Origin of the sequence: Streptomyces solincola, assembly GCF_002982015.1 — a bacterium.
In the GTDB taxonomy this organism is placed as follows: domain Bacteria; phylum Actinomycetota; class Actinomycetes; order Streptomycetales; family Streptomycetaceae; genus Streptomyces; species Streptomyces solincola.
The window spans coordinates 1-23,830 of the sequence record NZ_PVLV01000199.1 but is presented as its reverse complement, the minus strand read 5'-3'; the positions used below and the strand labels follow the sequence as shown (position 1 = coordinate 23,830).

Sequence of the window (23,830 nt, the reverse complement as noted above, 5' to 3'; positions counted from 1 at the left end):
CCCGCGCTGGAGGACGTCGAGGCCCCGCCCACCCCGCTCGGCCCCGAGGCGCTGGACGCCTTCGCCGACGCCCTCGGCGGCGAGGCCCACGTCCTGACCGACGCCGCGAGCCGCATCCGGCACACCCGCGGCAAGTCCACCCCCGACCTGCTGCGCATCCGCGCCGGCGACCTCGCCGACCTGCCCGCCGCCGTGCTGCTGCCCGGCAGCCACGACGAGGTGGCCGCCGCCCTGCGGCTGTGCGCGCGACACGGCCTGTCCGCGGTGCCGTTCGGCGGCGGCACCTCCGTCGTCGGCGGCCTCGCCCCCGAGCGGACGCGCCCGTTCGTCGCCCTCGACCTGCGCCGGCTCGACGCCCTCCTGGCGGTCGACGAGGTCTCCCGCACCGCCGTCCTCCAGGCCGGACTGCGCGGCCCGCGCGCCGAAGCCCTGCTCAACGAGCGCGGCTTCACCCTCGGCCACTTCCCGCAGTCCTTCGAGTGGGCCACCGTCGGCGGCTTCGCCGCCGCCCGGTCCAGCGGCCAGGCTTCCGCCGGATACGGCCGCTTCGACGAGATGGTCCTCGCCCTCGACGTCGCCACCCCCGAGGGCGCCTGGCAGGCGGGCCGCGCCCCCCGCTCGGCCGCCGGCCCCGACCTGCGCCAGCTCGTCCTCGGCTCCGAAGGCGCCTTCGGCGTAGTCACCTCGGTGACCGTCCGGATCCGCCCGCTGCCCGAGCGCCGGGTCTACGAGGGCTGGCGCTTCGCCACCTTCGACGCCGGCGCCGCCGCGCTGCGCCGGCTCGCCCAGGACGGGCCGCGCCCCACCGTGCTGCGCCTCTCCGACGAGACCGAGACCTTCGTGGGCCTGGCCCACCCCGACCGGATCGGCGGCCCCGCCCCCGAGGCCGCCGGCTGCATGGCCGTCGTCGGCTACGAGGGCACCGCCGAGGACACCGCCGAACGACGCTCCCGCGCCCGCCGCGCGCTGCTGGCCGCCGGCGGCGAGTACGCCGGCGAGGAGCCGGGCGAGCACTGGGCGCGCGGCCGCTACGACGCCCCCTATCTGCGCGACGGCCTGCTCGACGCGGGCGCCTTCGCCGAGACCCTGGAGACCGCGGCCTTCTGGTCCGACATCCCCGCGCTGTACGAGGGCGTGCGCGGCGCCCTCACCGACACCCTCGCCAAGGCCGGCACCGCCCCGCTGGTGATGTGCCACATCTCGCACGTCTACGAGAACGGCGCCTCGCTCTACTTCACCGTGGTCAGCGCCCAGGGCGAGGATCCGGTGGCGCACTGGGAGCCGGCCAAGCACGCCGCCAACGAGGCCATCCTGGCCGCCGGCGGCACCATCAGCCACCACCACGGCGTCGGCACCGACCACCGCGACTGGTACGCCCGCGAGGCCGGCCCGCTCGGCATCCGCGCCCTGCGGGCCGTGAAGGCCGCGCTCGACCCGGCCGGCATCCTCAACCCCGGTGTGCTCATCCCGCCCGCGGACGCCCCCGAGCCCGCCGGAACCCGAGCCCCCGCGCCCGCGCACTCCGCCTCCCAAGGCCCCGCCGAGCCGCCCGCCGGGCGGCCCTGACGTCCCGCCCCGGGCGGCGCTCCGCCGCCCGGGCCCGCCTGCCCTGAAAGGCGCGCACATGCGACAGTTCACCGCCGTGGTCAACCCGGCCGCGGGGAGCGCCGGCGGAGCGTCCGACCTGCTCACCCTGGCCAAGCTGCTCCGCGAGGCCGGCGCGGAGCTCCAGACCCGCTACAGCCGCAGCCTGGACCACGCCCGCGAGCTGGCCCGCGAGGCCGGCGGGCAGGGCCGGGTGGTGCTGGCGGTCGGCGGCGACGGCATCGCGGGCGGCATCGGCGGCGCCCTCAGCGGCACCGGCGCCGTCCTCGGCCTCGTCCCGGCCGGCCGCGGCAACGACTTCGCCCGCGCGCTGGGCCGCACCGGCCGCGCCATCGACGCACCCGCCCTCGCCGAGACCCTGCTGCACGGCGAGCCCCGCACCGTGGACACCATCGAGGTCACCTCCGCCGTCCACCCGGGCACATCGGTGCTCGGCAGCGTCTACGCGGGGGTGGACGCCGTCGCCAACCGCTACGCCAACACCTCCACCTGGCTCAGCGGCGCCGCCTCCTACTACGTGGGCGGCGCCCGGGCGGTCGCGGGCTGGCGCCCGGTCACCTACCGGATCACCGTGGACGGCGTCGAGCACGAGGAGCGCGGCTACACCGTGGTCGCCGCCAACTCCGGCTTCTACGGCTTCGGCCGCAACATCGCCCCCGGCGCCCTGCTGGACGACGGACTGCTGGACGTGGTCGTCATCCGGCACGGCCCCCGGCGCCTGTTCTTCTCGATCATGAACGAGCTGAAGAGCGGCGCGCATCTGGCCCGTCCCCAGGTGCGGGTGCTGCGCGGCCGGGAGGTGCGGATCGAGGCCGACCGGGCCGTGCCCTACGGCGCGGACGGCGAGGTCGACGCCGCCCTGCCGGTGACCGTCCGCGTCCAGCCCGGGGCCCTGCGGGTGCTCGCCTGAGCAGGCGCACCGGATCCGCTTCCGTCCGCTTCAGTCGACCACCGCCGCCCGTACGCACAGCACGTCCGGCAGATGGGAGGCGACCAGCTCCCAGCTGTCGCCGTCGTCGGCGCTGGCGTACAGCTCGCCGTTGCGGTTGCCGAAGTAGACGCCCGCCGGGTCGGCGTCGTCCGTGCACAGGGCGTCCCGCAGCACGGTGCCGTAGTGCTCGCGCTCCGGCAGCCCGGCGGACAGCGCTTCCCAGCTCCGACCGCCGTCCTCGGTGCGGTAGACGCGGCAGCGGCGGCCGGCCGGCACCCGGTCGGCGTCCGCGGTGATCGGGAACACGTAGGCGGTGTCCGTCCGGTGCGGGTGGGCGGCGACCGCGAAGCCGAAGTCGGACGGCAGGCCCGCGCCGATGTCGGTCCAGCTCGCCCCGGAGTCGTCGCTGCGGTAGACCCCCCAGTGGTTTTGCAGGTAGAGCTTGTCCGGGTCGCCCGCGTCCTGGGCGATCTTGTGCACGCACTGCCCGAACTCCGGGTGGGGATCGGGCAGGAAGACGGCCGACACCCCGCGGTTCGACGGGCTCCACTGCTTCCCGCCGTCCTGGGTGCGGAACACCCCCGCGGTGGAGACCGCGACCGTCACCGCGTCGGGCGTGCGCGGGTCGGTGACCACGGTGTGCAGCCCCTCGCCGCCGCCGCCCGGCTCCCACCGCGAGCGGGTCGGGTGCTCCCACAGCGGCCGCACCAGCTCAAAGCTCTCGCCGCCGTCCTCGGACCGGAACAGCGCGGCCGGCTCGGTGCCCGCGTAGACCACGCCGGGGGCGGCCGGGCCCGCCGGATGGAGCTGCCACACCCGCTCCAGCGAGGCGCCGGTGTCCTTGGGGAAGGAGACGGCCGGCCGCACCGGCTCGCTCCAGGTCGCCCCCAGGTCGTCGGAGTGGAACACCGAAGGACCCCAGTGCGCGCTGTCCCCGCCCGCCAGCAGCCGCGGCGTGCCGGCCCGGGTGTCGATGGCGACCGAGTAGATCGCCTGGGCGTTGAAGTAGGGCCCCTCGAAGTCCCACCGGCCGCTCCTCCTGCGGCCGAGGAACAACCCCTTGCGGGTGCCTGCGGTCAATAGCACGTCGGGCATGGCCGACACCTCCCAGGACATCGTCGTCGTGGATAGGGGAAAGTCTGCACCCACCCACTGACAACGGCCCTTCCACCGACATCCGCGCAGGTCACCGCCGTGCCGTCGGCTCACCGCCGCCCCCCGACGACGGCGGCCCCGGCCCGCGCACCGCGTCGGGACCGCGCCGCGCCGCCGGCCCGGGCGCGCACCGCGTCGGGACCGCGCCGCGCCGCCGGTCCGTGCCCGCGGCGCGCCCTCGTCAGACCGCGCGGTGGTACGGGTCCGGCACGTGCACCGCCCCGCCCAGCTCGCCGGCCGCGCGCCGCGCCCAGGAGGGGTCGCGCAGCAGCTCGCGGCCGAGCAGCACGGCGTCCGCCTCCCCGTTGGCCACGATCTTCTCGGCCTGCGCCGGGTCGGTGATCAGCCCCACCGCGGCGACCGGCAGCCCGGTCTCCGCCTTCACCCGGGCCGCGAACGGCACCTGGTAGCCGGGCCCGACCGGGATGGCGGCGCGCGGTACGTTGCCGCCGCTGGAGACGTCGAGCAGGTCCACGCCGTGCTCCCGGAGCAGCGCGGCCAGGCGTACCGTCTGGTCGGTGGTCCAGCCGCCCTCCTCCAGCCAGTCGGTGGCCGAGACCCGGAAGAACACCGGCAGGTCCTCGGGCCAGACCGCGCGCACCGCGTCCACCACCTCCAGCGCGAACCGGGACCGGTTCTCGAAGGACCCGCCGTAGGCGTCGGTGCGGTGGTTGGTGTGCGGGGAGAGGAACTCGTGGATCAGATAGCCGTGCGCCCCGTGCACCTCCACCACGTCGAAGCCCGCCTCCCGGGCCCGGCGCGCCGCGTCGGCGAACTGCGCCACGATCGAGGCGATCTGCTCGGTGGTCAGCTCGTCCGGCACCGGGTGGCCCTCGTCGAAGCCCAGCGGGCTCGGCGCGACCGGCCGCCAGCCGAGCGCCGCGTCGGTCACCGGGGCGCCGCCCTTCCAGGGGCGCTCGGTGGACGCCTTCCGCCCGGCGTGGGCGAGCTGGATTCCCGGTACGGTGCCCTGCGAGCGCAGGAAGCCGGTGATCCGGCGCAGCGCCTCGGCCTGCCGGTCGTTCCACAGGCCCAGGTCGTACGGTGAGATCCGGCCCTCGGGCGAGACGGCCGTGGCCTCCAGCAGGATCAGGCCGGTGCCGCCGGCCGCGCGCGCCGCGTAGTGCGCGAAGTGCCAGTCGTCGGCCACGCCCGCCCCGGCGCCGGTCGGCTGGGCGCTGTACTGGCACATCGGGGCCATCCAGACGCGGTGCGGCACGGTCAGCGACCGGAAGGTGCGGGGTTCGAACAGCGCGCTCACGGCGGACTCCTCTCGACGGAGCCGGCCGTTCCGGGACGGAGCGGCCGACTGCTCGTACGATAGCCCTCGTAGTACGTCACCTGTCAAACTACGTCGGTCATCAAACTATGACGCCTCTCGAACTACGGAAGTCGTCGTACCATCGTGGTCCAGCCCGCTGCGGGACGACCGCACCACCGTGGAGCCGCCGCCGTGACGACCATGACCTCCGGGCGCGAGCTGCCCCACCCCGAGGCGGCGCAGATCCGCCTGGCCGAGGTGCTGCACGCCCTCGCCGACCCGATGCGGATGCGGGCGGTCCGCCGCCTCGCCGCCGCTGGGGGCGCCGAACTCGCCTGCTCCGACATCGAGTTGCCGGTCACCAAGTCCACCAGCACGCACCACTTCCGGGTGCTGCGGGAGAGTGGCGTCATCCGCCAGACCTATCGGGGCACCGCCAAGCTCAACGCCCTGCGCGGAGACGACCTGGAGGCGCTGTTCCCCGGTCTGCTCGCGGCCGTCCTCGCCGCCGCCGACGCCCAGTCCGCCCGGCTCGGGGCTGCCGAGGACTGACGGGGCCGGCGCCTCGTCCGCTGCCGGCTCACAGCTCCCGCATCCGGCCGATCTCCGCCGTCTGCTGGGCGATCACATCGGTGGCCATCTCCTCCACCTGGACGTTGTTGCCCTCCGACAGTGCCTCCGCGGCCATGGTGACCGCCCCCTGGTGATGGGCGATCATCAACTTCAGGAACAGCTCGTCGAAGGCCGCGCCGCGGGCCGCCCGCAACCGGTCGAGCTGCGCCGCCGTGGCCATCCCCGGCATGCTCCCGTGGGCGTGGCCCGGCTGCGCACGGGGGCCGCCGTTGCGGTTCAGCCAGCCGCGCATCGCCGCGACCTCCGGCCCCTGCGCGCCCGCGATCCGCGCGGCCACGCCCTTCACCCGCGCCGAGGCCGCCTGCCCGGGTGCGAGCCGGGCCATCTCCAGCGCCTGCCCGTGGTGGACGATCATCATCTGCGCATAGGTGAAGTCGGCCGAGTTGGGGGTGTCCGGCACCACCTCGCGGGCCGCCTGCTCCGGTGGCAGCGTCCGGGCCGGCTCGCCCGGCCGGCCGGGCGCCACCACGGTGGAGCCGCCGGCCTCGGCCGCCGCCCTCGGCGTACCGCCCCGCCCCTGCTCCGAGGGAGCGGCGTCGCAGCCGGTCAGCCCCACCAGTGCCACCAGCACCGACACGGCCGCGATCCGCGCGGCGCGGGCCCCGCGCGGAGAAATCCTCATGACGTCCGTGTTGCCACCTGTTGAGATGTGCATGCAAAGGAAGATACTGCGACCGTCCGTCAACCGCTCACCCCCGAACGGATATCAGGGAGGACGTAGTGATCCTGCGCACCGCTCGTGTCCGGCGCAGACGACTGGGCGTGGCCACCGCCGCCGCCGGGCTGCTCGCCACGCTGCTGACCGCCGGCCCCGCCGCCGCGATCCCCGACCCGGGAGACGCCCCCGCCAGGTCCGGCGCCGTCTCCGCCCGGCAGCAGGCCGAGGCGGCCGAGGCGATCCGGTCCGGCGAGATACCCGGGGTGGACGAGATCGTCCACAGCCCCAACATCGAGCACCTCGCCAACATCCCGAAGGACGCGCTGCCCGGCACCAACTCCGACCTGGCCTTCCAGGGCCGGTACGCGTTCGCCGGCAACTACGACGGCTTCCGGATCTTCGACATCCGCGACCCGCGCAACCCGCGCACGGTCGCCCAGGTGCTCTGCCCGGGCTCACAGAACGACATCTCGGTCTCCGGGGACCTGCTCTTCCTGTCCACCGACTCCTCGCGCAGCGACGACTCCTGCTCCAGCACCACCCAGCCGGCCACCGAGAAGAGCTCCTGGGAGGGCCTGAAGGTCTTCGACATCAGCGACATCCGCAACCCGCGGTACGTCGCCGCCGTCGAGACCGCCTGCGGCTCGCACACCCACACCCTGGTGCCGGAGCGCCGCGACGTCTACGTGTACGTCTCCTCGTACGCGCCCAACGCCGCCTTCCCCGACTGCCGGCCGCCGCACGACGGGATCTCCGTCATCAAGGTGCCGCGCAAGGCCCCGCACGAGGCCGCGCTCGTCGGCTTCCCGGTGCTCTTCCCCGGTGAGGGCCCGGACGGCGGCGGCAACCCCGGTTCGCCCACCAACCCGGGCGTCAGCAAGACGACCGGATGCCACGACATCACCGTGCTGCCCGGCAAGGACCTGGCGGCCGGCGCCTGCATGGGCGACGGAATCCTGTTCTCCCTCGCCGACCCGGAGCGGCCCAAGGTCATCGACCGGGTGCAGGACAACGTCAACTTCGCCTTCTGGCACTCCGCCACCTTCAACCAGAAGGCCGACAAGGTCGTCTTCACCGACGAACTCGGCGGCGGCGTGGCCCCCACCTGCAACGCCCAGGTCGGCCCCACCCGCGGCGCGGACGGCATCTACGACATCACCGGCCGCGGCGACAAGCGCAAGCTGGTCTTCCGCAGCTACTTCAAGATCGACCGCCACCAGGCCGACACCGAGAACTGCGTCGCCCACAACGGCTCGCTCATCCCCGTCAAGGGCAAGGACCTGATGGTCCAGGCGTGGTACCAGGGCGGCATCTCGGTCTGGGACTTCACCGACTCCCGCCGGCCGAAGGAGATCGCCTACTTCGAACGCGGCCCCGTCAGCGCCACCCAGCTCGCCAGCGGCGGGTCGTGGTCCGCCTACTACTACAACGGCCACATCTACTCCAACGACATCGCCAAGGGCCTCGACGTCCTCAGGATCGACGACCGGCGCACCGACCCGGCGAAGCGGGTGCGGATGGACGAGCTGAACGTCCAGACGCAGCCGGACTACTTCGCGGACTTCGACCGCTGAGACCCCTGAGCCGGCTCCCGCAAGGGGGACGGCCCGTCGGACGGGCCCGGTGGCGGCGCACCGGGCCCCGGCCCGCCCGCCCCGCCGGGCGGCCCCTCAAGGCCGGGGCCGCCCGGCGGCGTACCGGACTCCCAGTCCAGCCCGTACCGCTGGAACAGCTCCGCGCGCAGCCTGGCCCGCTCCATCGACGCCCCCGGCAGCAGCACGGCGAACACCGCGCCCATCAGCAGCGCCCGCAGCAGCGGGTAGTCGGCGTCCACGTCCCGCGAGCCGTAGCGGTCCACGGTGTCCCGCAGCAGCGCCGCCAGTCGCTGCTGCTCGGGGCAGCGCACGAACCCCTCGGCCTGGAGGATGCCGGCCATGTGCGTGCGCATCAGCCGCGGCTGCTCCACCGCGAGGCCCAGCACCGCGTCGATGGCCCGGGCCAGCCGCTCCCGGCCGTCCTCGGTGTGCGGCTCGCGTTCCAGCGCCGCCGCCAGCGTCCGGTGCATCAGCCGGTGCACCGCGGACTGGAGCAGCTCCCGCTTGCCGGCGAAGTAGTACGAGATGAGCCCGCGCGCTGAGCCGGCCCGGTCGGCGATGGCCCCCAGCGTCGTGTCCTCGTACCCGTGTTCGGCCACCAACTCCACGGTGGCCTGGAGCAGCTTGTCCCGGGAACGCCTCCGCAGCTCTTCATTGACCGATGCGCTCCGCGGGGCCATGCTTTAACTCCTGCGTTGACTGGCTGGCAGCCAATATACTCGGGACGTCGCCGCCGCGACGGCCGACGGCTGCCTGGTCGACGCGGGGGACGCCGTGCGGACCGGGCGACGCGGGGGATCGTCCGGGCCGCACGGCGTCCGCAGGTCCGCGGGCTCACGCGGCCCCCGCCCGGACCGCCTCACCGGCGGCTCACCACGCGCTCCTCCCGCCGGGCCGCGCGCGCGGCCCACCGCTCGTAGAGCAGTACCGCCACCGCCGCGCAGCACAGCCCCGTCAGCCAGCCGGCCAGCACGTCCGAGAACCAGTGCACCCCCAGGTACAGCCGGGTCAGGCCGACGCCCAGCACCGACACCGCCCCGACGCCCAGCGCCGCCCACCACAGCGTGCCGGCGGCCCCCATGCGCGCGGCGAGCCAGAGCAGCACCGCCACCGTCAGCGCCGCCGTCATGGCGTGCCCCGACGGGAAGGAGGCGAAGTGCGCGGAGTCCACCGGGTCCGGCCAGGCCGGCCGCTCCCGGCCCACCAGCGCCTTCAGTCCCTGCTGCACCGCCGTGCCCACCGCGCTGACCAGCGCCGCCCACACCGCGAGCGCCCGCTCCCCGCGCGTCCACAGCCACACCACCGCTGCCGCGATCAGCAGCCGCATCGTCCACGGGTCCCACACCCAGTCGGTCAGCACCTTGCTGGTGCGCACCAGCACCGGACTGCGCACCGCCGAGGCGTGCAGCCCGTCCGCCACCGTCCGGTCGAACGTCACCACCGGCCCCACCTCGACGGCGACCAGCGCCAGCAGCAGGCCGGACAGGGCGCCGGAGAACAGGGCGAGGGAGGCGGCCAAGGCGCGGGCGGGGGAGTGCATGCCCTGATCCTTACCGGCGAACGCCGGACTATGACCGAACGGCGCGGCCGGACCGCCGCGCCCCCGGCCGAAGCGCGACGGCCGGAGCGCTGGAAGGAGGAAGTCAGCCCAGGGTGCGCAGCGCCGGGACGAACGCCACCAGCAGCGGCACCACCGGCACCATGGCGGCCGCCGCGGTCAGCCGCAACCGGCGGCCCGCGGTCAGCCGGGGCTCGGCGGTCAGCAGCCGGTTCACCCGGCGCGGCACCTGCGCGTCCTGGGTCGGGCAGGGGCCGAAGACGCCCCGGTCCTCGTTCAGCTCCACCAGGGCCAGCGCGATGGTCAGCCGGCCGAACCGCTTGGACGCCGAGTCGTCGGCGGCCAGCTCCACCAGCTTGTGCATCTCGTCGCGGAACGCCGCGAACACCGGGACCTGCGGGAAGCCGGTGGCCAGCGCCGACGAGCAGTGCAGCAGCCAGTCGTGCCGGGCCCGGGCGTGACCCTGCTCGTGCGCCAGCACCGCGTCGAGCTGCCTGCCCTTCAGCCGGCGCAGCGCCGCGGTGGTCACCACGAGCTGCGGCGTCGGGCCCGGCAGCCACCAGGCGTCCGCCCGCTCGCCCTCCAGCAGCACCAGCGGCTCGCCGCCCGCCTCCTCGCCGGGCAGCAGCGGCGAGCGCACCAGCAGCTCGGCCCGGCGCCTGCGCCGGCGAGCCCGCGCCCGCCGCACCTCACGGGTCAGCATCGCCGCCGACCACAGCCCGCCCAGCGCCAGCAGCACGGCCAGCGTCCCCGACCAGGGGCCGTGCGCCCCCAGCGCGTACGCCTCCTCCACGGCCCGCGGCGCGGGCGCGAACACCTGACCGCGCACTTCCTGCCAGGCGGCGGCCGCGCTGAACACCATGGACAGCGCGAAGCTCAGCAGCACCGCCGCCACCACGCACTGCCACACCCACAGCGCCACCACCGGCTCGCGCTCCGGCCACCGGGCCCGCGCCAGCAACGAAGGGGCGAGGACGGCGGCCACGGAACCGAGCGCCAGCAGCACCAGGGAGACGACCATGCGCTCACCCTATGAGCGGCCCGCCCTTGATAGATACGGCCACGGGCGGCAAGTGACGCACACCACGGAATCCGCAGCGCCGCGCCTTCGGATTCCGCAGCCTCCCGCCCACCGGTTCACAGGGCGAGCAGCATCGCGACCATGCCCAGGGCCATCGCCAGCCGGCAGGCGGGCGCCACCTCCGTCGCCGCCGCCCGGCCGCCGCCCGGCCCCGGGACAGGTCCGGCGGGGGCCAGCCTCGCCCCCGTCCGCAGCGCATAGACCGCGTAGTACGCGAGGAGCCCGGCCGTCAGCAGCGGCAGCCCGCCCGGTACGGCGCTCCGCGCCCCGTGCGCCCCGTGCGCCGCACCGGCCGCCCCGTCCAGCGCCATCACCGCCGCCATGTAGACCATCGCCAGCGAGCCGACCAGATGGTGGCCGACGTGCCCGTGCGTCCGCCGCCCGGTCCGCGGCGACGCCAGCGATGCCAGTGAGGGCGCCGCGGCGGCCGCGAACAGCACCGCGTACGCCGCCCACAGCCAGGGCGGCGGGGTGAGCACCGCGGCCGGCACGCCCATCGCGGCCATCCCGAAGCCCATCAGCGCCTCGCCGGCCGCCGCCCGCCGCGCATGCCCGGCACAGCCCGCCAGCCGGACCAGGCACGACGCCCCGGCGGCCGCGCACAGCCCCACCAGCAACCAGCCCGGCACCACCGGTCCGTGCACCCTCGCACCTCCCTGGCCGCCCCGCCCCGGCCGGGCGGCGTCCACGCGGGACGATGCCCCGCCCCGGGGCGGCGTACGCGAGCGCAGTGGTGCGCGGGGGCGCGCGCGGGCGGCGCGTTAGGCTCGGCCTCCCGCACCGCCTTCCCGAACGGAGCACGGCCCCGCCATGGACACCGCAGCGTCCCGCATTCCCGACGAGCGCACCGACGAGCCGGTCTACCGGGACGCCACCGAGGCGGACGTCCCCGCGCTGGTGGCCCTGGTCGAGTCGGCCTACCGGGGCGACTCCAGCCGGGCCGGCTGGACCACCGAGGCGGACATCCTCCAGGGGCAGCGCACCGACCCCGAGGGCGTCCGCGCGGTCATCACCGCCCCCGGCTCCCGGCTGCTGGTGGCGGAACAGGGCGGGACCATCGTCGCCTGCTGCCAGTTGGAGCACCGCCCCGGCGAACAGGGCCGCGAGGTCGCCTACTTCGGGATGTTCGCGGTCCGCCCCGGCCGGCAGGGCGGCGGCCTGGGCCGCCAGGTCATCGCCGAGGCGGAGCGGCTGGCCGCCGCCGCATGGGGCGCCCGTGAGATGCACATGACCGTCATCACGGTCCGCGAGGAGCTGATCGCCTGGTACGAGCGGCGCGGCTACCGGCGCACCGGATCGACCACCCCCTTCCCGNNCCCTTCCCGCAGGCCCTACTCCGTCGGGTCGCCGGGCTCGTCGGTGCGGAAGACCAGCGCGTCGTCGCCGACCGTGACCCGCACCCGGGAGCCGGCCGGCAGCCGCCCGTCCAGCAGCAGCCTGGACAGCCGGTTGTCCACCTCGCGCTGGATGGTGCGGCGCAGCGGCCGGGCCCCGTACTCCGGCTGGTGGCCGCGCCGGGCCAGCCAGTCCACCGCGTCCGGGGCGAACTCCACCGACAGGTCCTGCGCCCGCATCCGCCGCCGGGTCTCCTCCAGCAGCAGGTCGGTGATCCGGCGCAACTGGTCCTCGTCCAGCCGGCGGAAGATCACGATCTCGTCGATCCGGTTGAGGAACTCCGGCCGGAAGTGCTCCCGCAGCGGGCGCAGCGCCCGGTCGCGGGCCGCGTCCTCGTCGACCTCCCCGTCGGCGCCGAAGCCCAGCAGCCCGCGGCCCGAGCCGATCGCCTCCGAGCCCAGGTTGCTGGTCATCACCACGACGGTGTTCTTGAAGTCGACCGTGCGGCCCTGGGAGTCGGTCAGCCGGCCGTCGTCCAGCACCTGGAGCAGCACGTTGAAGACGTCCGGGTGCGCCTTCTCCACCTCGTCGAGCAGCAGCAGCGAGTACGGGTGGCGGCGCACCGCCTCGGTGAGCTGCCCGGCCTCGTCGTGGCCGACGTAGCCGGGGGGCGCGCCGACCAGCCGGCTGACGGTGTGCCGCTCCTGGAACTCGCTCATGTCCAGGCGCACCATCCGCTCCTCGCTGCCGAACAGCGCGTCGGCCAGCGCCCGGGCCAGCTCGGTCTTGCCGACGCCGGTCGGGCCGAGGAAGAGGAAGCTGCCGATCGGCCGCTTGGGGTCGGACAGCCCGGCCCGGGAGCGCAGCACCGCCTCGGAGACGGCCGTGACGGCGTCCTCCTGGCCGACGACCCGCTTGCGCAGATGGTCCTCCAGGCCGAGCAGCCGCTCCTTCTCCTCCTGGGTGAGGCTGCTGACCGGGATGCCGGTCTGCCGGCTGACCACCTCGGCGACGTCCTCGGCGGTGACCTCCACCACCCGGCCGTCGCCGGCCGGCTCCTCGCCGCGGCCGGTCCTGATCCGCTCCTGGATCTCGCCGATGCGGTCGCGCAGCTCCGTCGCCCGCTCGTACTGCTCGGCGGCGACCGCCTGGTCCTTGTCCCGGCCGAGCTGGTCGACCTGGCGCTCCAGGGCCCGCAGGTCGGTGTCGGTGTGGGTGCGCAGCCGCACCCGCGCCCCGGCCTGGTCGATCAGGTCGATCGCCTTGTCGGGCAGGAACCGCTCGGTGAGGTAGCGGTCGGACAGCTCGACGGCGGCCAGCAGCGCCGCGTCGGTGTAGCGCACCTGGTGGTGCGCCTCGTAGCGGTCGCGCAGCCCCCGCAGGATCTCCACCGCGTCCTGCGGGCTCGGCTCGGGGACCAGGATCGGCTGGAAGCGGCGGGCCAGCGCGGCGTCCTTCTCGATGTAGCGGCGGTACTCCTCCATCGTGGTCGCGCCGATGACGTGCAGTTCACCGCGGGCCAGGGCGGGCTTGAGCATGTTGGAGGCGTCCATCGAACCGCCCTCCGAGCCGCCGCCGCCCCCGCCGGCCCCGACCACCGTGTGCAGTTCGTCGATGAAGACGACCAGCTCGTCGGAGTGGGCCCGGATCTCCTCGATGATGCCGTTCAGCCGCTCCTCGAAGTCGCCCCGGTAGCGGGTGCCGGCCACCACCCCGGACAGGTCCAGCGCGATCACCCGCCGGCCGCGCAGGGTGCCGGGGACGTCGTTCTCGGCGATCCGCTGCGCCAGCCCTTCCACGATGGCGGTCTTGCCCACGCCCGCGTCGCCGATCAGCACCGGGTTGTTCTTGCCGCGCCGGGAGAGCACCTCCACGGTCTGCTCGATCTCGTCCTCGCGGCCGATCACCGGGTCGATGCGGCCCTCGCGGGCCATGTCGGTCAGGTCGCGGCCGTACGTGTCGAGCGTCGGCGTGCCGTGCTGCGGGGCGGGCCGCGGCTCGGCGTCGCCCACCCAGGGCCCCTGCCCGCCGCCGCGCCCCGGCGCGGGTCCGGGTCCCGCGTCGTACTTGGCGGCGTTGAGGATGCGCCCGGCCGCCGAGTCGGGGTTGGCGGCCAGCGCGGCCAGCACGTGCTCGGGGCCGATGTAGGAGGCGCCGGAGTGCCGGGCCAGGTCGTGCGCGTCCAGCAGGGCCCGCTTCACCGCCGGGGTGACCGCGATCCGCGACTGCGGCGGGCCGTCCCCGGCGGATCGGTCGATCTGCTCGGCCAGCGCGTCCGGGTCCGCCCCGGCGCGGGCGATCAGGTCGCGGGTCGGCTCCGTCGCCAGCGCGGCGCGCAGCAGGTGCTCGGTCTCCAGGTCGGTACTGCCGTGCTCGGCCGCGTAGGAGGCGGCGTCGCCGACCATCCGCCGGGCCGGCTCGCTCATCAGCCGCCCGATGTCGATGTACCGGGGTACCTGGCGTCCGCCCACGGGTGACGCGGGCCCGCTGCCGAAGAAGCGGGCCAGGAACTCGCTGAAGGGGTCGGAGCCGTATCCCTCCGGACCCGGGAAAGCGCTGCTCATACCGTTCCGTTCCGGCGCCCGGTGCCGTCGCGGGGCACGCGGGCACGCTGTACGAGGAGACCTGCTTCGGTGCATGTCCAGTGCACGTCGCGGGTTCCCGAGCCCCCGGCCGTTACACCTGGGGCGGATGTGACGAACCGGACCCGGCACCACGGCATACCCGCAGGTCAGCGCGGTGGACGTCTGTGCGCTCAGCGGTGCGGCCGCCTGCTCAGCCGGGTGACGCGCCGGCCGGGGGCAGGTCGGTGGTGGCCCCGTCCAGGCCGAAGGCGCGCACCAGCGCCCAGTGCTCGGCGGTGTTCACGACCCAGCCGATGATCCCCAGCTCGGCGGCGCGGGCCCGCTCCACCGTCTCCAGGGTCAGCCGGCGGATGTTCAGCGCCAGCGTGGCCGCGCCCGCGGCCAGCGCCCGCTCCGCGATGTCGCCGCCCCAGCGGCTCGCGATCAGCACGGTCCGTGCGCCGGGCAGCAGCCGCGCGGTCTCGGCGACCGCCTCGTCATGGAAGGAGGAGACCTCCACCCGTCCGGTCAGCCCGCGCCGGCGCACCACCTCGGCCAGCGCCCGGGCCGCCGCCACGTCCTTGATCTCGGCCTGCACCGGGCAGGCCACCGCGTCCAGCACCTCCTCGAACACCGGAACCCGCTCGCCGCGTCCGGCGTCCAGCCGGCGCAGCTCGGCCAGGGTGAGGCCGGCGACCGGTCCGCTGCCGTCGGTGGTCCGGTCCACCTCGGCGTCGTGCATCACCACCAGCGCCCCGTCCCTGCTCAGGTGCAGGTCGAGCTCGACGGCGTCCAGCCCGGCCCGCTCGGCGCGGACGAAGGACCGCAGGGTGTTCTCCGGCTCCACGCCCATCACGCCGCGGTGGCCGAGCACCCGGAAGGGGCGCCCGCGGCCGCCGCCGGGCCGTCCGTTCGTCGGGACCGTCCTCACTGGGGCCTCCGGGGAGTGTCGTCGCGCGGGTCTCCCGCAGGGTAGCGACCCGCTCCCGGAGGCGGGTCCGGGCCGCCGAGTCGCGGCGCGGGCGGCGGTGCGGGACCGTGAAGCTCCCGGCGGCGCGAAGCCGGCGACCGGGCCCCGGCGGCGTACCGGCATCCCCTCCCCCCATCACGCAGGAAGATTCCCGGTAACGATGCGGTCGCACAGGATAATTTGTTTCGAACGCCCTTGTGGTGGAGATCCGTGAATAGATACGGTGCCTTGACGCGAGGTTCTCCCGTGGAGGAAGTGAGATGACGGAAATTCTTGTGCAGGACGCAGTCGGCGCGGACGTATCCACCGCCGCGAAGGTGATCGACCACCCGGCGTGGTCCGAGCTCAAGAATGCCGTGGAGGAGATCCGCGTCTGGCAGTCGGCGGACGGCTCCATCGACTTCTCGGGTGCCGGCGCCGGTGCCGCGGCTGAGTCCGCCGCCGACGCCGGGGCCGCACCCGACCGGGCCGCCGCCCAGGCCGCCGTCGAGCGCATGGCCGCCGCGGTCGAGCAGCTCTCCCCGCTGCTCCCGCACGACGCCGCGTACCACCGCGCCCTCGTCGCCGACCTGCGCCGCTGGGCCGACGGCGGCTTCGAGGTGCCCGACTTCCTGGACTCGCTGCTGGCCTTCCAGCCCGCCGCCAACCGCGTGGACGGCCTCCAGCACCTGGTGCTGTTCCCGATGTACACCCAGAACGGCAACCCCGACCGCAACTTCGAGGCGGTCGTGCTGAAGATGGTGTGGCCGCAGTGGCTGGCCGAGCTGGAGGCCACCCGCTACGACAACCCGCTCTTCTGCGGCATCACCTTCGAGGACTTCACGGCCGGCTACGACACCAACTCCGCCGTCCTCTTCCCCGAGACCATCGCCGTGCGCGAGGCCCCCGAGCGCTTCAGCTGGGGCGGCATCTTCTGCGACCGCGAGGCGGCCCGCTTCCGCCGGGTCACCGAGGCCGCGGTCGACCTCCTCGGCATCGACCTGCCCGAGGACATCCAGGCCATGGTCGGCGACCAGCACCGCTGCGAGCAGGCTTTCGTGCTCTGGGACATGGTCCACGACCGCACCCACAGCCACGGCGACCTGCCGTTCGACCCCTTCATGATCAAGCAGCGCCAGCCGTTCTGGATGTACGGCCTGGAGGAGCTGCGCTGCGACCTCACCGCCTTCAAGGAGGCGGTCAAGCTGGAGTCCGAGGGCAACCCGCACGGCCGCGACGTGCAGTACGCCGTCCTGTTCGACCGGATGTTCCGCTTCCCGGTCACCGGCGACCGGGTGCGCAACTACGACGGCCTCGGCGGCCAGCTGCTCTTCGCCTACCTGCACAAGCACGACGTCGTCCGCTGGACCGACAACACCCTGCGCATCGACTGGGAGCGCGCGCCGCAGGTCACCAACCAGCTCTGCGCCGAGATCGAGAAGCTCTACCGCGACGGCATCGACCGCCCCAAGCTGGTCCACTGGTTCGCCGCCTACGACCTGGTCTCCACCTACCTCGCCCCGCACCCCGGCTCCCGCTGGGCCAAGGGCCCCGACGCCCTCGACCTGAGCCTGCCGCCGCGCAAGCTCGTCGACGACGTGCTGCCCGACGAGTTTCCGCTCAGCATGTTCTATGAGGCCCTGGCCAAGAAGCTGAAGCACGTGATCGCTTCCGCCAAGGGGATCACCGCGGATACGGTCGGACCGGTGGCCGCGTGAGCACGGGTGCAGGTACGGATACGGGTGCGGAGGAGACGCCGATGACGGGCAGTGCCGAAGGCAGCGGCGCGAGCGGCGCGCTGGACGGAGCGGTGATCGCGGTGGCCGGCGCGGCCGGCCCGGCGGGCCGTGCCGCCCTGCTGCGGCTCGCCGAGGCGGGCGCGACCGTGGTCGGCGCCGACGCCGACCCCGAGCGCCTGGTCGAGGCGGTCGACGCCGCCCGGTACGCGCACGGCGGCGCCACCGTCACCGGCGACACCGTCGACCTGCTCGACCTCGGCGCCACCCGCGAGTGGGCGGACAAGACCGAGAAGGAGTTCGGCCGGATCGACGGCCTGGTCCACCTGGTGGGCGGCTGGCGCGGCTCCTCCTCCTTCCCGGAGACCGACCTGTCGCACTGGGCGCTGCTGGAGAGGCTGCTGGTGCGCACCGTCCAGCACACCACCCTCGCCTTCCACGACCCGCTGCTGCGCAGCGACCGCGGCCGCTACGTCCTGGTCAGCGCCGCCGGCGCGAGCAAGCCCACCGCCGGCAACGCCGCCTACTCGGCCGCCAAGGCCGCCGCCGAGGCCTGGACCCTCGCGCTCGGCGACGCCTTCCGCAAGGCCGGCGGCGACGACGGCCCCAAGGCCGCGGCCTCGGTGCTGGTCATCAAGGCCCTAGTGCACGACGCGATGCGCGCCGAGCGGCCGAACGCCAAGTTCGCCGGGTTCACCGACGTCACCGAGCTGGCCGAGCAGGTCGCCGGCGTCTGGGACCGGCCCGCACAGGAAGTGAACGGACAGCGCCTGTGGCTGACCCCCGCCCCGTGACCACCCCGCCCGACCGCACCGACGCCCGCCGCCGCCACGACCCCGACGTACGGGGCTTCGCCAGCGACAACTACGCCGGCGCCCACCCCGAGGTGCTCGCGGCCCTCGCCCTCGCCAACGGCGGCCACCAGACCGCCTACGGCGAGGACGTCTACACCGACCACCTCCAGCGGATCATGCACAGCCACTTCGGCCCGACCGCCGAGACCTTCCCGGTCTTCAACGGCACCGGCGCCAACGTGACCGCCCTACAGGCGCTCACCGACCGCTGGGGCGCGGTGATCTGCGCCGAGTCCGCCCACATCAACGTGGACGAGGGCGGCGCGCCCGAGCGGATGGCCGGGCTCAAGCTGCTCACCGTGCCCACCCCGGACGGCAAGCTCACCCCCGAGCTGATCGACCGGCAGGCGTACGGCTGGGACGACGAGCACCGGGCCATGCCCCAGGTCGTCTCCCTCACCCAGAACACCGAACTGGGCACCGTCTACACGGTGGACGAGGTCCGCGCCATCGTGGACCACGCCCACGGCCTCGGGATGAAGGTGCACCTCGACGGGGCCCGCATCGCCAACGCGGCCGCCGCGCTGGACGTCCCCATGCGGGCGTTCACCAACGCGGTCGGCGTGGACGTGCTCTCCTACGGCGGCACCAAGAACGGCCTGCTCTTCGGCGAGGCGATCGTCGTCCTCGACCCGGCCGTCGCCCGCCACATGAAGCACCTGCGCAAGACGTCGATGCAGCTCGCCTCCAAGATGCGCTTCGTCTCCGCGCAGTTCGAGGCGCTGCTCGCCAAGGACCTGTGGCTGCGCAACGCCCGGCACGCCAACGCGATGGCCCAGCGGCTCGCCGAGGGCGTCCGCCAGGTCGACGGCGTGGAGATCCTCTACCCGGTGCAGGCCAACGCCGTCTTCGCGCGGCTCCCGCAGGAGGTCACCCGCCGGCTCCAGCAGCGCTTCCGCTTCTACTTCTGGGACGAGGCGGCCGGCGACGTGCGCTGGATGTGCGCCTTCGACACCACCGAGGACGACGTGGACGCCTTCCTGCTGGCGCTCAAGGAGGAGATGGCCCGCGCCTGAGCGGTTCGAGCGGCCTCCTGATTCGTATAGCTATACGGCCGTCCGGAAATCTATTGATTCCCGGTCGGCCGTCCGGCTACCGTCACCCCTCATGAGGCTCATCCAGCAGGACCCCGACCTCTCCGCCTACCTGGCCGCGGACGAGGTCATCGACCACGACCACGCCCAGGTGCGCCGAGTGGTGAACCGGCTCGCCATCCGCCACCCCGACGTATACGAATACGCCGAGGCCGCCTTCGCCTTCGTCCGCGACGAGATCCCGCACTCCATGGACACCGGCGACCCCCGGGTCACCTGGCGCGCCTCCGACGCCATCGCCCGGCGCACCGGCATCTGCTATGCCAAGGCGCACGCGCTGGCCGCCCTGCTGCGGGCCCGCTCCATCCCCACCGCCCTGTGCTACCAGGGCTTCCCCGTCATCCACGGACTGGTCGCGGTCCGTCTGCCCGGCCGCGAGGACTGGATCCGCCAGGACCCGCGCGGGGGAGAGGCCGGCCGCGCCGCGCGGTTCGACGGGGAGCGCGAGCACCTCGCGTTCACCACCCGCCCCGAGGCCGGCGAGCGGGACTATCCGGAGCTGTACGCCGCACCCCACCCCGCCGTGCTGCACGCGCTGCGCACCGCCCGCGACCGGGCCCACCTGGAGACCCTGCTGCCGCAGTCGCTGGAGGGCCCGGCCGCAGCCTGACGGCCGGACCGGGCCCCCGCCGGAGCCGGTCAGGTCGCCTCGCGGACCTCCGCGGCCGTCGGCGCCGTACCGCCCAGGTGCGCCGGCATCCACCAGGTGTCGTCGGCGTCCCTGGGCCGCCCCGGATAGGCCCGCTGGGCCGCCTCCAGCAACTCCTGCACCCGCTCGCGCAGCTTCCGGGTGATCGCGCCCGCGTACTGGTCGGCCGGCGCCTCCACCGGCTCGCCGACCCGCAGGGTCACCGGGATGTGCTGGCGCTTGAAGTTGCGCGGCCGGCCCTTGGTCCACAGCCGCTGCGTCCCCCACAGCGCCATCGGCACCAGCGGCACCCCGGCCTCCTGGGCCAACCGGGCCGCGCCCGACTTGAAGCTCTTCAGCGTGAACGACGGGGAGATCGTGGCCTCCGGGAAGACGCCCACTATCTCGCCGGACCGCAGCGACTCCAACGCGTGCCGGTAGGCCGCCTCGCCCTGCGCCCGGTCCACCGGGATGTGCTTCATCCCGCGCATCAGCGGCCCGGAGATCCGGTGGCGGAACACCGAGTCCTTCGCCATGAAGCGCACCAGCCGCTTCTGCGGCAGCGCGGCGAGACCGGTGAAGATGAAGTCGAGGTAGCTGATGTGGTGGCTGACCAGCACCGCCCCGCCGCGGCGCGGGATGTTCTCCGCCCCCTGAACGTCGATCTTCAGGTCCAGCGCCTTGAACAGCGTCAGTGCGGCGCCGACGACCGGCCGATAGACGAGCTCTGCCATGGTGGGGATGACCCTTCTTCGCTGCGGGGGAGGGTTCTCCCGGTGCAGGTTACGCGGGCGTAGGTACCCGGTGTTGCGCCGATCGTGCACCATGGCGGCCATACAGGCCAGCCCTGGTGACTCCGGAGAGCGAGATTCTCGTCACGTCGTGGCTGTGTGTGACCAGAGCGCCGGACGGGGCGCCGGACGAGACGAGAGAGGGAGGCGGACAGGATGCCGGAGGCCCCCGGGCACCCCCGCACGATCCTCGGCCCGGCCGAGCTGGGCGCCCCGCTGGGCCGGCGGGCCACGCTGGTGCAGTTCTCCACCGCCTTCTGCCAGCCCTGCCGCGCCACCCGCCGGGTGCTCGCCGGCGTCACGGCCATGGTGGACGGCGTCGCCCATGTCGAGATCGACGCCGAGCGGGAGCTGGCCCTGGTCAGGGCGCTGGACGTGGTCCGCACCCCCACCGTGCTGGTGCTCGACGCGGCCGGCCGGATCGTCCGCCGGGCCGAGGGCCAGCCCCGCACCCCGGACGTGATCGCCGCCCTCGGCGCCGCCGTCGCCGACCCGGCGAAACGCCCGCACGACGGCTCTGACGTGCAGTGATGCTGATCGCACCGCCCCCGGCGTCCTTGACTGCGCCGCGCGCGGGCCGCGAGGCTGGCATGGTGGCCAGCAAAACCCTTCTCCGCCGCCGGGTCCATGTCGACCTCTGCCGCACCGCGAGCGCGCGCTGTCCGGACTGAACTGAGCCGGAGCCCGCACCGGACCCGAGGGTCCGGCGGGCCGGCCCCCCGTGTCCCAGCCGATCGCGCCCGACCGCCGAAGGACTCTTCCATGACGGTCCACCAGGACCTGCGCTCCACCTCCCCGGCCGCCCGCCCCGCCTCGCCCGACCTGCTCCGCTCCGCCTTCCGGCACCACGCGGCGGGCGTCGCCGTGATCACCGCCTCGGGCGCACGGCCGGCGGGTTTCACCGCCACCTCGCTGACTTCGGTGTCAGCCGACCCGCCGATGGTCTCCTTCGGCGTGGGCACCGGATCCTCCAGTTGGCCGGTGCTGGCCGAGGCCGCGCACATCGGCGTCCATGTGCTGCGCGACGACCAGCGGGAGCTGGCCGCCACCTTCGCCCGCAGCGGCGCTGACCGCTTCGCGCCGCCCACCCGCTGGCGCACCGGGCCGCACGGCGTCCCGGTGCTGGAGGGGGTGCTGGCCTGGCTCGTGTGCCGGGTGGCCGCCCTCGTCCCGGCCGGCGACCACCGGCTGGTGCTGGCCGAGGCGGTGGCCGGCGGGGTCGCCGACGACCCGGACGGCGGTCCGCTGGTCTACCACCGGGGTCGCTTCCACACCCTGCCGCCCGCCTCCTGAGCGGCCCGCCCGGGCGCCATGATGGAGCTGTCCACCCGCGCCCCCCGGCGTAGTCCAGCTCACAGTGCGAAGCGCTTGCTCAGCGGGTACGGAGTGGATGTACTGGCGAGTAATATTTTCCACGGCGGAACGACGGCGGCACACCCGCCCCGAGCGGAAACCGCCCGATCAGGCGCCTATGCTGCCTGCTAGAAGGCAGCTCAGTTAAGACGATGCAGTAGGAGAGCCGGCGTGAGCTTGAGGATCGTTGTCTGTGTGAAGTACGTGCCCGACGCCACCGGCGACCGGCACTTCGCCGATGACCTGACCGTCGACCGGGACGACGTCGACGGCCTGCTGTCGGAGCTGGACGAGTACGCGGTCGAGCAGGCCCTGCAGATCGCCGACGACGCCGACGACGCGGAGATCACCGTCCTCACCGTCGGCCCCGAGGACGCCAAGGACGCCCTGCGCAAGGCGCTGTCCATGGGCGCCGACAAGGCCGTCCACGTCGAGGACGACGACCTCCACGGCTCCGACGTCATGGGCACCTCGCTGGTGCTGGCCAAGGCGATCGAGAAGACCGGCTACGACCTGGTCGTCTGCGGCATGGCCTCCACCGACGGCGTGATGGGCGTGCTGCCCGCGATCCTCGCCGAGCGCCTGGGCGTCCCGCAGGTCACCCTGCTCTCCGAGGTCAAGGTCGAGGGTGGCCCCAACGGCACGGTGACCGGCCGTCGCGACGGCGACACCGCCTCCGAGCAGCTCCAGGCGTCCCTGCCGGCCGTCGTGTCCGTGACGGACCAGTCGGGCGAGGCCCGCTACCCGTCCTTCAAGGGCATCATGGCCGCCAAGAAGAAGCCCGTGGAGTCCCTGGAGCTGGACGACCTGGACCTGGACGCCGAGCTGGTGGGCCTGGAGGGCGCCTGGACCAAGGTCGACGCCGCGGACGAGCGCCCGGCCCGCACCGCCGGCACGATCGTCAAGGACGAGGGCGAGGGCGGCAAGCAGCTTGCCGAGTTCCTGGCCGGCCAGAAGTTCATCTGACCCGGCTCCGGTCCCGACGTCCCCCTCACACCTCGCAAGCAGGAGAGAAGAAGTCCCATGGCTGAAGTCCTCGTCTACGTCGACCACGTGGACGGCGCCGTCCGCAAGCCGACCCTGGAGCTGCTGACCCTGGCCCGCCGCGTCGGCGAGCCGGTCGCCGTCGCGCTCGGCAACGGCGCCGAGGCCACCGCCGCCGTGCTCGGCGAGCACGGCGCCGTCAAGGTCCTCACCGCCGACTCCGCGGAGTTCGCCGACTACCTCGTCGTACCGAAGGTGGACGCGCTCCAGGCCGCCTACGACGCGGTGTCCCCGGTCGCCGTGCTGGTCCCCTCCTCCACCGAGGGCAAGGAGATCGCCGCCCGCCTCGCGGTGCGCATCGGCTCCGGCATCATCACCGACGCCGTCGACATCGAGGCCGGTGCGGAGGGCCCGGTGGCCACCCAGTCGGTGTTCGCCGCCTCCTTCACCACCAAGTCCCGCGTCTCCAAGGGCACCCCGGTCATCACGGTCAAGCCGAACTCGGCCGCCGTCGAGGCCGCCCCGGCCGCCGGCGCGGTCGAGGCCCTGTCGGTGTCCTTCTCCGACGCCGCCACCGGCACCAAGGTCGTCTCCCGCACCCCGCGCGAGTCCACCGGCCGCCCGGAGCTGACCGAGGCCGCGATCGTGGTCTCCGGCGGCCGCGGGGTCAACGGCGCGGAGAACTTCTCCATCGTCGAGGAGCTCGCCGACTCGCTCGGCGCGGCCGTCGGCGCCTCCCGCGCCGCGGTGGACGCCGGCTGGTACCCGCACACCAACCAGGTCGGCCAGACCGGCAAGTCGGTCTCCCCGCAGCTCTACATCGCCACCGGCATCTCCGGCGCGATCCAGCACCGGGCCGGCATGCAGACCTCGAAGACCATCGTCGCGGTCAACAAGGACGCCGAGGCGCCGATCTTCGACCTGGTCGACTACGGCGTGGTCGGCGACCTCTTCGAGGTCGTCCCGCAGCTCACCGCGGAGGTCAAGGCCCGCAAGGGCTGACCCGCACGATCTGACGGTCCGGGGGCCGCGCGGCGCAACTCGCCGCGCGGCCCCCGTCCGTTC

Annotated in this window: 22 protein-coding genes and 1 pseudogene; 13 read left to right on the top strand and 10 right to left on the bottom strand. The window is 74.2% G+C overall.

What is annotated here, in order from left to right; genetic code table 11:
- Positions 1 to 1,566, top strand: a 1,566-nt coding sequence (locus C6N75_RS14500; protein WP_105869309.1) for an FAD-binding oxidoreductase, incomplete at its 5' end; no start/stop codon positions are given.
- A gap of 58 nt (positions 1,567 to 1,624) precedes the next feature.
- The gene (locus C6N75_RS14495) at positions 1,625 to 2,515 is read left to right on the top strand and encodes a diacylglycerol kinase family protein (RefSeq protein ID WP_105869308.1); all 891 of its coding nucleotides are present in this window, start codon (positions 1,625 to 1,627) and stop codon (positions 2,513 to 2,515) included.
- A 30-nt stretch (positions 2,516 to 2,545) separates the two neighbouring features.
- Here the strand turns inward: C6N75_RS14495 and C6N75_RS14490 are convergent, their stop codons facing one another.
- A complete protein-coding gene (locus C6N75_RS14490) occupies positions 2,546 to 3,631 on the bottom strand; it encodes a WD40/YVTN/BNR-like repeat-containing protein (protein WP_105869312.1) in 1,086 nt (361 codons plus the stop codon).
- 241 nt (positions 3,632 to 3,872) lie between these two features.
- Entirely contained in the window at positions 3,873 to 4,952 is a 1,080-nt protein-coding gene (locus tag C6N75_RS14485) for an NADH:flavin oxidoreductase/NADH oxidase (protein WP_105869307.1), read from the bottom strand.
- A 201-nt stretch (positions 4,953 to 5,153) separates the two neighbouring features.
- On the opposite strand from C6N75_RS14485, the gene C6N75_RS14480 reads away from it, so the two are divergent.
- Complete coding sequence (locus tag C6N75_RS14480) at positions 5,154 to 5,504, top strand: ArsR/SmtB family transcription factor (protein ID WP_105869306.1); 351 nt, start codon at positions 5,154 to 5,156, stop codon at positions 5,502 to 5,504.
- Positions 5,505 to 5,532: 28 nt separating this feature from the next.
- On the opposite strand, the gene C6N75_RS14475 is transcribed toward C6N75_RS14480, so the two are convergent.
- Positions 5,533 to 6,240, bottom strand: coding sequence for a DUF305 domain-containing protein (locus C6N75_RS14475; protein ID WP_407703220.1), 708 nt, complete (start codon positions 6,238 to 6,240; stop codon positions 5,533 to 5,535).
- A 71-nt stretch (positions 6,241 to 6,311) separates the two neighbouring features.
- On the opposite strand from C6N75_RS14475, the gene C6N75_RS14470 reads away from it, so the two are divergent.
- Positions 6,312 to 7,817, top strand: a complete 1,506-nt coding sequence (locus tag C6N75_RS14470) for an LVIVD repeat-containing protein (protein WP_258177411.1) — start codon at positions 6,312 to 6,314, stop codon at positions 7,815 to 7,817.
- Here the strand turns inward: C6N75_RS14470 and C6N75_RS14465 are convergent.
- The 4 genes from C6N75_RS14465 to C6N75_RS14450 all read right to left on the bottom strand — a co-directional run bounded on the left by C6N75_RS14465 (position 7,793) and on the right by C6N75_RS14450 (position 11,121).
- Positions 7,793 to 8,518 carry a TetR/AcrR family transcriptional regulator gene (locus C6N75_RS14465; protein WP_105869303.1) on the bottom strand — a complete coding sequence of 242 codons (726 nt, stop codon included), beginning with the start codon at positions 8,516 to 8,518 and terminating at the stop codon, positions 7,793 to 7,795. The genes C6N75_RS14470 and C6N75_RS14465 overlap by 25 nt on opposite strands.
- A gap of 179 nt (positions 8,519 to 8,697) precedes the next feature.
- Entirely contained in the window at positions 8,698 to 9,378 is a 681-nt protein-coding gene (locus tag C6N75_RS14460; protein ID WP_105869302.1) for a phosphatase PAP2 family protein, read from the bottom strand.
- A gap of 103 nt (positions 9,379 to 9,481) precedes the next feature.
- On the bottom strand, positions 9,482 to 10,417 hold the full coding sequence (locus C6N75_RS14455; RefSeq protein WP_105869301.1) for a M56 family metallopeptidase: 936 nt from the start codon (positions 10,415 to 10,417) through the stop codon (positions 9,482 to 9,484).
- Between the two features lie 116 nt (positions 10,418 to 10,533).
- The gene (locus C6N75_RS14450; RefSeq protein ID WP_105869300.1) at positions 10,534 to 11,121 is read right to left on the bottom strand and encodes a DUF5134 domain-containing protein; all 588 of its coding nucleotides are present in this window, start codon (positions 11,119 to 11,121) and stop codon (positions 10,534 to 10,536) included.
- Positions 11,122 to 11,287: 166 nt separating this feature from the next.
- On the opposite strand from C6N75_RS14450, the pseudogene C6N75_RS14445 reads away from it, so the two are divergent.
- Positions 11,288 to 11,806 (top strand): annotated as a pseudogene (locus C6N75_RS14445) (GNAT family N-acetyltransferase); the annotation flags it as partial.
- Positions 11,807 to 11,808: 2 nt separating this feature from the next.
- Here C6N75_RS14445 and C6N75_RS14440 read toward each other — a convergent pair.
- Together C6N75_RS14440 and C6N75_RS14435 are read right to left on the bottom strand one after the other, a co-directional pair.
- Positions 11,809 to 14,376, bottom strand: coding sequence for an ATP-dependent Clp protease ATP-binding subunit (locus C6N75_RS14440; RefSeq protein ID WP_105869299.1), 2,568 nt, complete (start codon positions 14,374 to 14,376; stop codon positions 11,809 to 11,811).
- Between the two features lie 211 nt (positions 14,377 to 14,587).
- Positions 14,588 to 15,229, bottom strand: a complete 642-nt coding sequence (locus C6N75_RS14435) for a glycerophosphodiester phosphodiesterase (protein WP_105869311.1) — start codon at positions 15,227 to 15,229, stop codon at positions 14,588 to 14,590.
- A gap of 377 nt (positions 15,230 to 15,606) precedes the next feature.
- Here C6N75_RS14435 and C6N75_RS14430 point away from each other — a divergent pair, with 377 nt between their 5' ends.
- The 4 genes from C6N75_RS14430 to C6N75_RS14415 all read left to right on the top strand — a co-directional run bounded on the left by C6N75_RS14430 (position 15,607) and on the right by C6N75_RS14415 (position 19,619).
- Positions 15,607 to 17,043, top strand: a complete 1,437-nt coding sequence (locus C6N75_RS14430) for a DUF6421 family protein (RefSeq protein WP_105869298.1) — start codon at positions 15,607 to 15,609, stop codon at positions 17,041 to 17,043.
- Positions 17,044 to 17,084: 41 nt separating this feature from the next.
- The gene (locus tag C6N75_RS14425) at positions 17,085 to 17,855 is read left to right on the top strand and encodes an SDR family oxidoreductase (RefSeq protein ID WP_105869297.1); all 771 of its coding nucleotides are present in this window, start codon (positions 17,085 to 17,087) and stop codon (positions 17,853 to 17,855) included.
- On the top strand, positions 17,852 to 18,931 hold the full coding sequence (locus tag C6N75_RS14420) for a threonine aldolase family protein (protein WP_105869310.1): 1,080 nt from the start codon (positions 17,852 to 17,854) through the stop codon (positions 18,929 to 18,931). The genes C6N75_RS14425 and C6N75_RS14420 overlap by 4 nt, the downstream gene beginning before the upstream one ends.
- 91 nt (positions 18,932 to 19,022) lie before the next feature.
- On the top strand, positions 19,023 to 19,619 hold the full coding sequence (locus C6N75_RS14415; RefSeq protein WP_105869296.1) for a transglutaminase domain-containing protein: 597 nt from the start codon (positions 19,023 to 19,025) through the stop codon (positions 19,617 to 19,619).
- A 29-nt stretch (positions 19,620 to 19,648) separates the two neighbouring features.
- On the opposite strand, the gene C6N75_RS14410 is transcribed toward C6N75_RS14415, so the two are convergent.
- Positions 19,649 to 20,371 (bottom strand): lysophospholipid acyltransferase family protein, encoded by a 723-nt coding sequence (locus C6N75_RS14410; protein ID WP_105869295.1) that lies wholly within the window; start codon positions 20,369 to 20,371, stop codon positions 19,649 to 19,651.
- A gap of 213 nt (positions 20,372 to 20,584) precedes the next feature.
- Here C6N75_RS14410 and C6N75_RS14405 point away from each other — a divergent pair, with 213 nt between their 5' ends.
- The 4 genes from C6N75_RS14405 (at position 20,585) to C6N75_RS14390 (ending at position 23,767) form a co-directional block, all read left to right on the top strand.
- Positions 20,585 to 20,959, top strand: coding sequence for a TlpA family protein disulfide reductase (locus tag C6N75_RS14405; protein ID WP_105869294.1), 375 nt, complete (start codon positions 20,585 to 20,587; stop codon positions 20,957 to 20,959).
- Positions 20,960 to 21,190: 231 nt separating this feature from the next.
- The gene (locus C6N75_RS14400; protein ID WP_105869293.1) at positions 21,191 to 21,721 is read left to right on the top strand and encodes a flavin reductase family protein; all 531 of its coding nucleotides are present in this window, start codon (positions 21,191 to 21,193) and stop codon (positions 21,719 to 21,721) included.
- 231 nt (positions 21,722 to 21,952) lie between these two features.
- Positions 21,953 to 22,747, top strand: coding sequence for an electron transfer flavoprotein subunit beta/FixA family protein (locus C6N75_RS14395; RefSeq protein ID WP_105869292.1), 795 nt, complete (start codon positions 21,953 to 21,955; stop codon positions 22,745 to 22,747).
- Positions 22,748 to 22,804: 57 nt separating this feature from the next.
- Positions 22,805 to 23,767 carry an electron transfer flavoprotein subunit alpha/FixB family protein gene (locus C6N75_RS14390; protein ID WP_105869291.1) on the top strand — a complete coding sequence of 321 codons (963 nt, stop codon included), beginning with the start codon at positions 22,805 to 22,807 and terminating at the stop codon, positions 23,765 to 23,767.
- The last annotated feature ends 63 nt before the right edge of the window (positions 23,768 to 23,830 follow it).

Bases quoted from the DNA above. Each gene is read 5' to 3' on its own strand.
- C6N75_RS14495 (WP_105869308.1), top strand. From the start codon at position 1,625: ATGCGACAGTTCACCGCCGTGGTCAACCCGGCCGCGGGGAGCGCCGGC.
- C6N75_RS14490 (WP_105869312.1), bottom strand. From the start codon at position 3,631: ATGCCCGACGTGCTATTGACCGCAGGCACCCGCAAGGGGTTGTTCCTC.
- C6N75_RS14480 (WP_105869306.1), top strand. From the start codon at position 5,154: ATGACCTCCGGGCGCGAGCTGCCCCACCCCGAGGCGGCGCAGATCCGC.
- C6N75_RS14475 (WP_407703220.1), bottom strand. From the start codon at position 6,240: ATGCACATCTCAACAGGTGGCAACACGGACGTCATGAGGATTTCTCCG.
- C6N75_RS14465 (WP_105869303.1), bottom strand. From the start codon at position 8,518: ATGGCCCCGCGGAGCGCATCGGTCAATGAAGAGCTGCGGAGGCGTTCC.
- C6N75_RS14460 (WP_105869302.1), bottom strand. From the start codon at position 9,378: ATGCACTCCCCCGCCCGCGCCTTGGCCGCCTCCCTCGCCCTGTTCTCC.
- C6N75_RS14455 (WP_105869301.1), bottom strand. From the start codon at position 10,417: ATGGTCGTCTCCCTGGTGCTGCTGGCGCTCGGTTCCGTGGCCGCCGTC.
- C6N75_RS14440 (WP_105869299.1), bottom strand. From the start codon at position 14,376: ATGAGCAGCGCTTTCCCGGGTCCGGAGGGATACGGCTCCGACCCCTTC.
- C6N75_RS14435 (WP_105869311.1), bottom strand. From the start codon at position 15,229: ATGGGCGTGGAGCCGGAGAACACCCTGCGGTCCTTCGTCCGCGCCGAG.
- C6N75_RS14430 (WP_105869298.1), top strand. From the start codon at position 15,607: ATGACGGAAATTCTTGTGCAGGACGCAGTCGGCGCGGACGTATCCACC.
- C6N75_RS14425 (WP_105869297.1), top strand. From the start codon at position 17,085: ATGACGGGCAGTGCCGAAGGCAGCGGCGCGAGCGGCGCGCTGGACGGA.
- C6N75_RS14415 (WP_105869296.1), top strand. From the start codon at position 19,023: ATGAGGCTCATCCAGCAGGACCCCGACCTCTCCGCCTACCTGGCCGCG.
- C6N75_RS14410 (WP_105869295.1), bottom strand. From the start codon at position 20,371: ATGGCAGAGCTCGTCTATCGGCCGGTCGTCGGCGCCGCACTGACGCTG.
- C6N75_RS14405 (WP_105869294.1), top strand. From the start codon at position 20,585: ATGCCGGAGGCCCCCGGGCACCCCCGCACGATCCTCGGCCCGGCCGAG.
- C6N75_RS14400 (WP_105869293.1), top strand. From the start codon at position 21,191: ATGACGGTCCACCAGGACCTGCGCTCCACCTCCCCGGCCGCCCGCCCC.
- C6N75_RS14390 (WP_105869291.1), top strand. From the start codon at position 22,805: ATGGCTGAAGTCCTCGTCTACGTCGACCACGTGGACGGCGCCGTCCGC.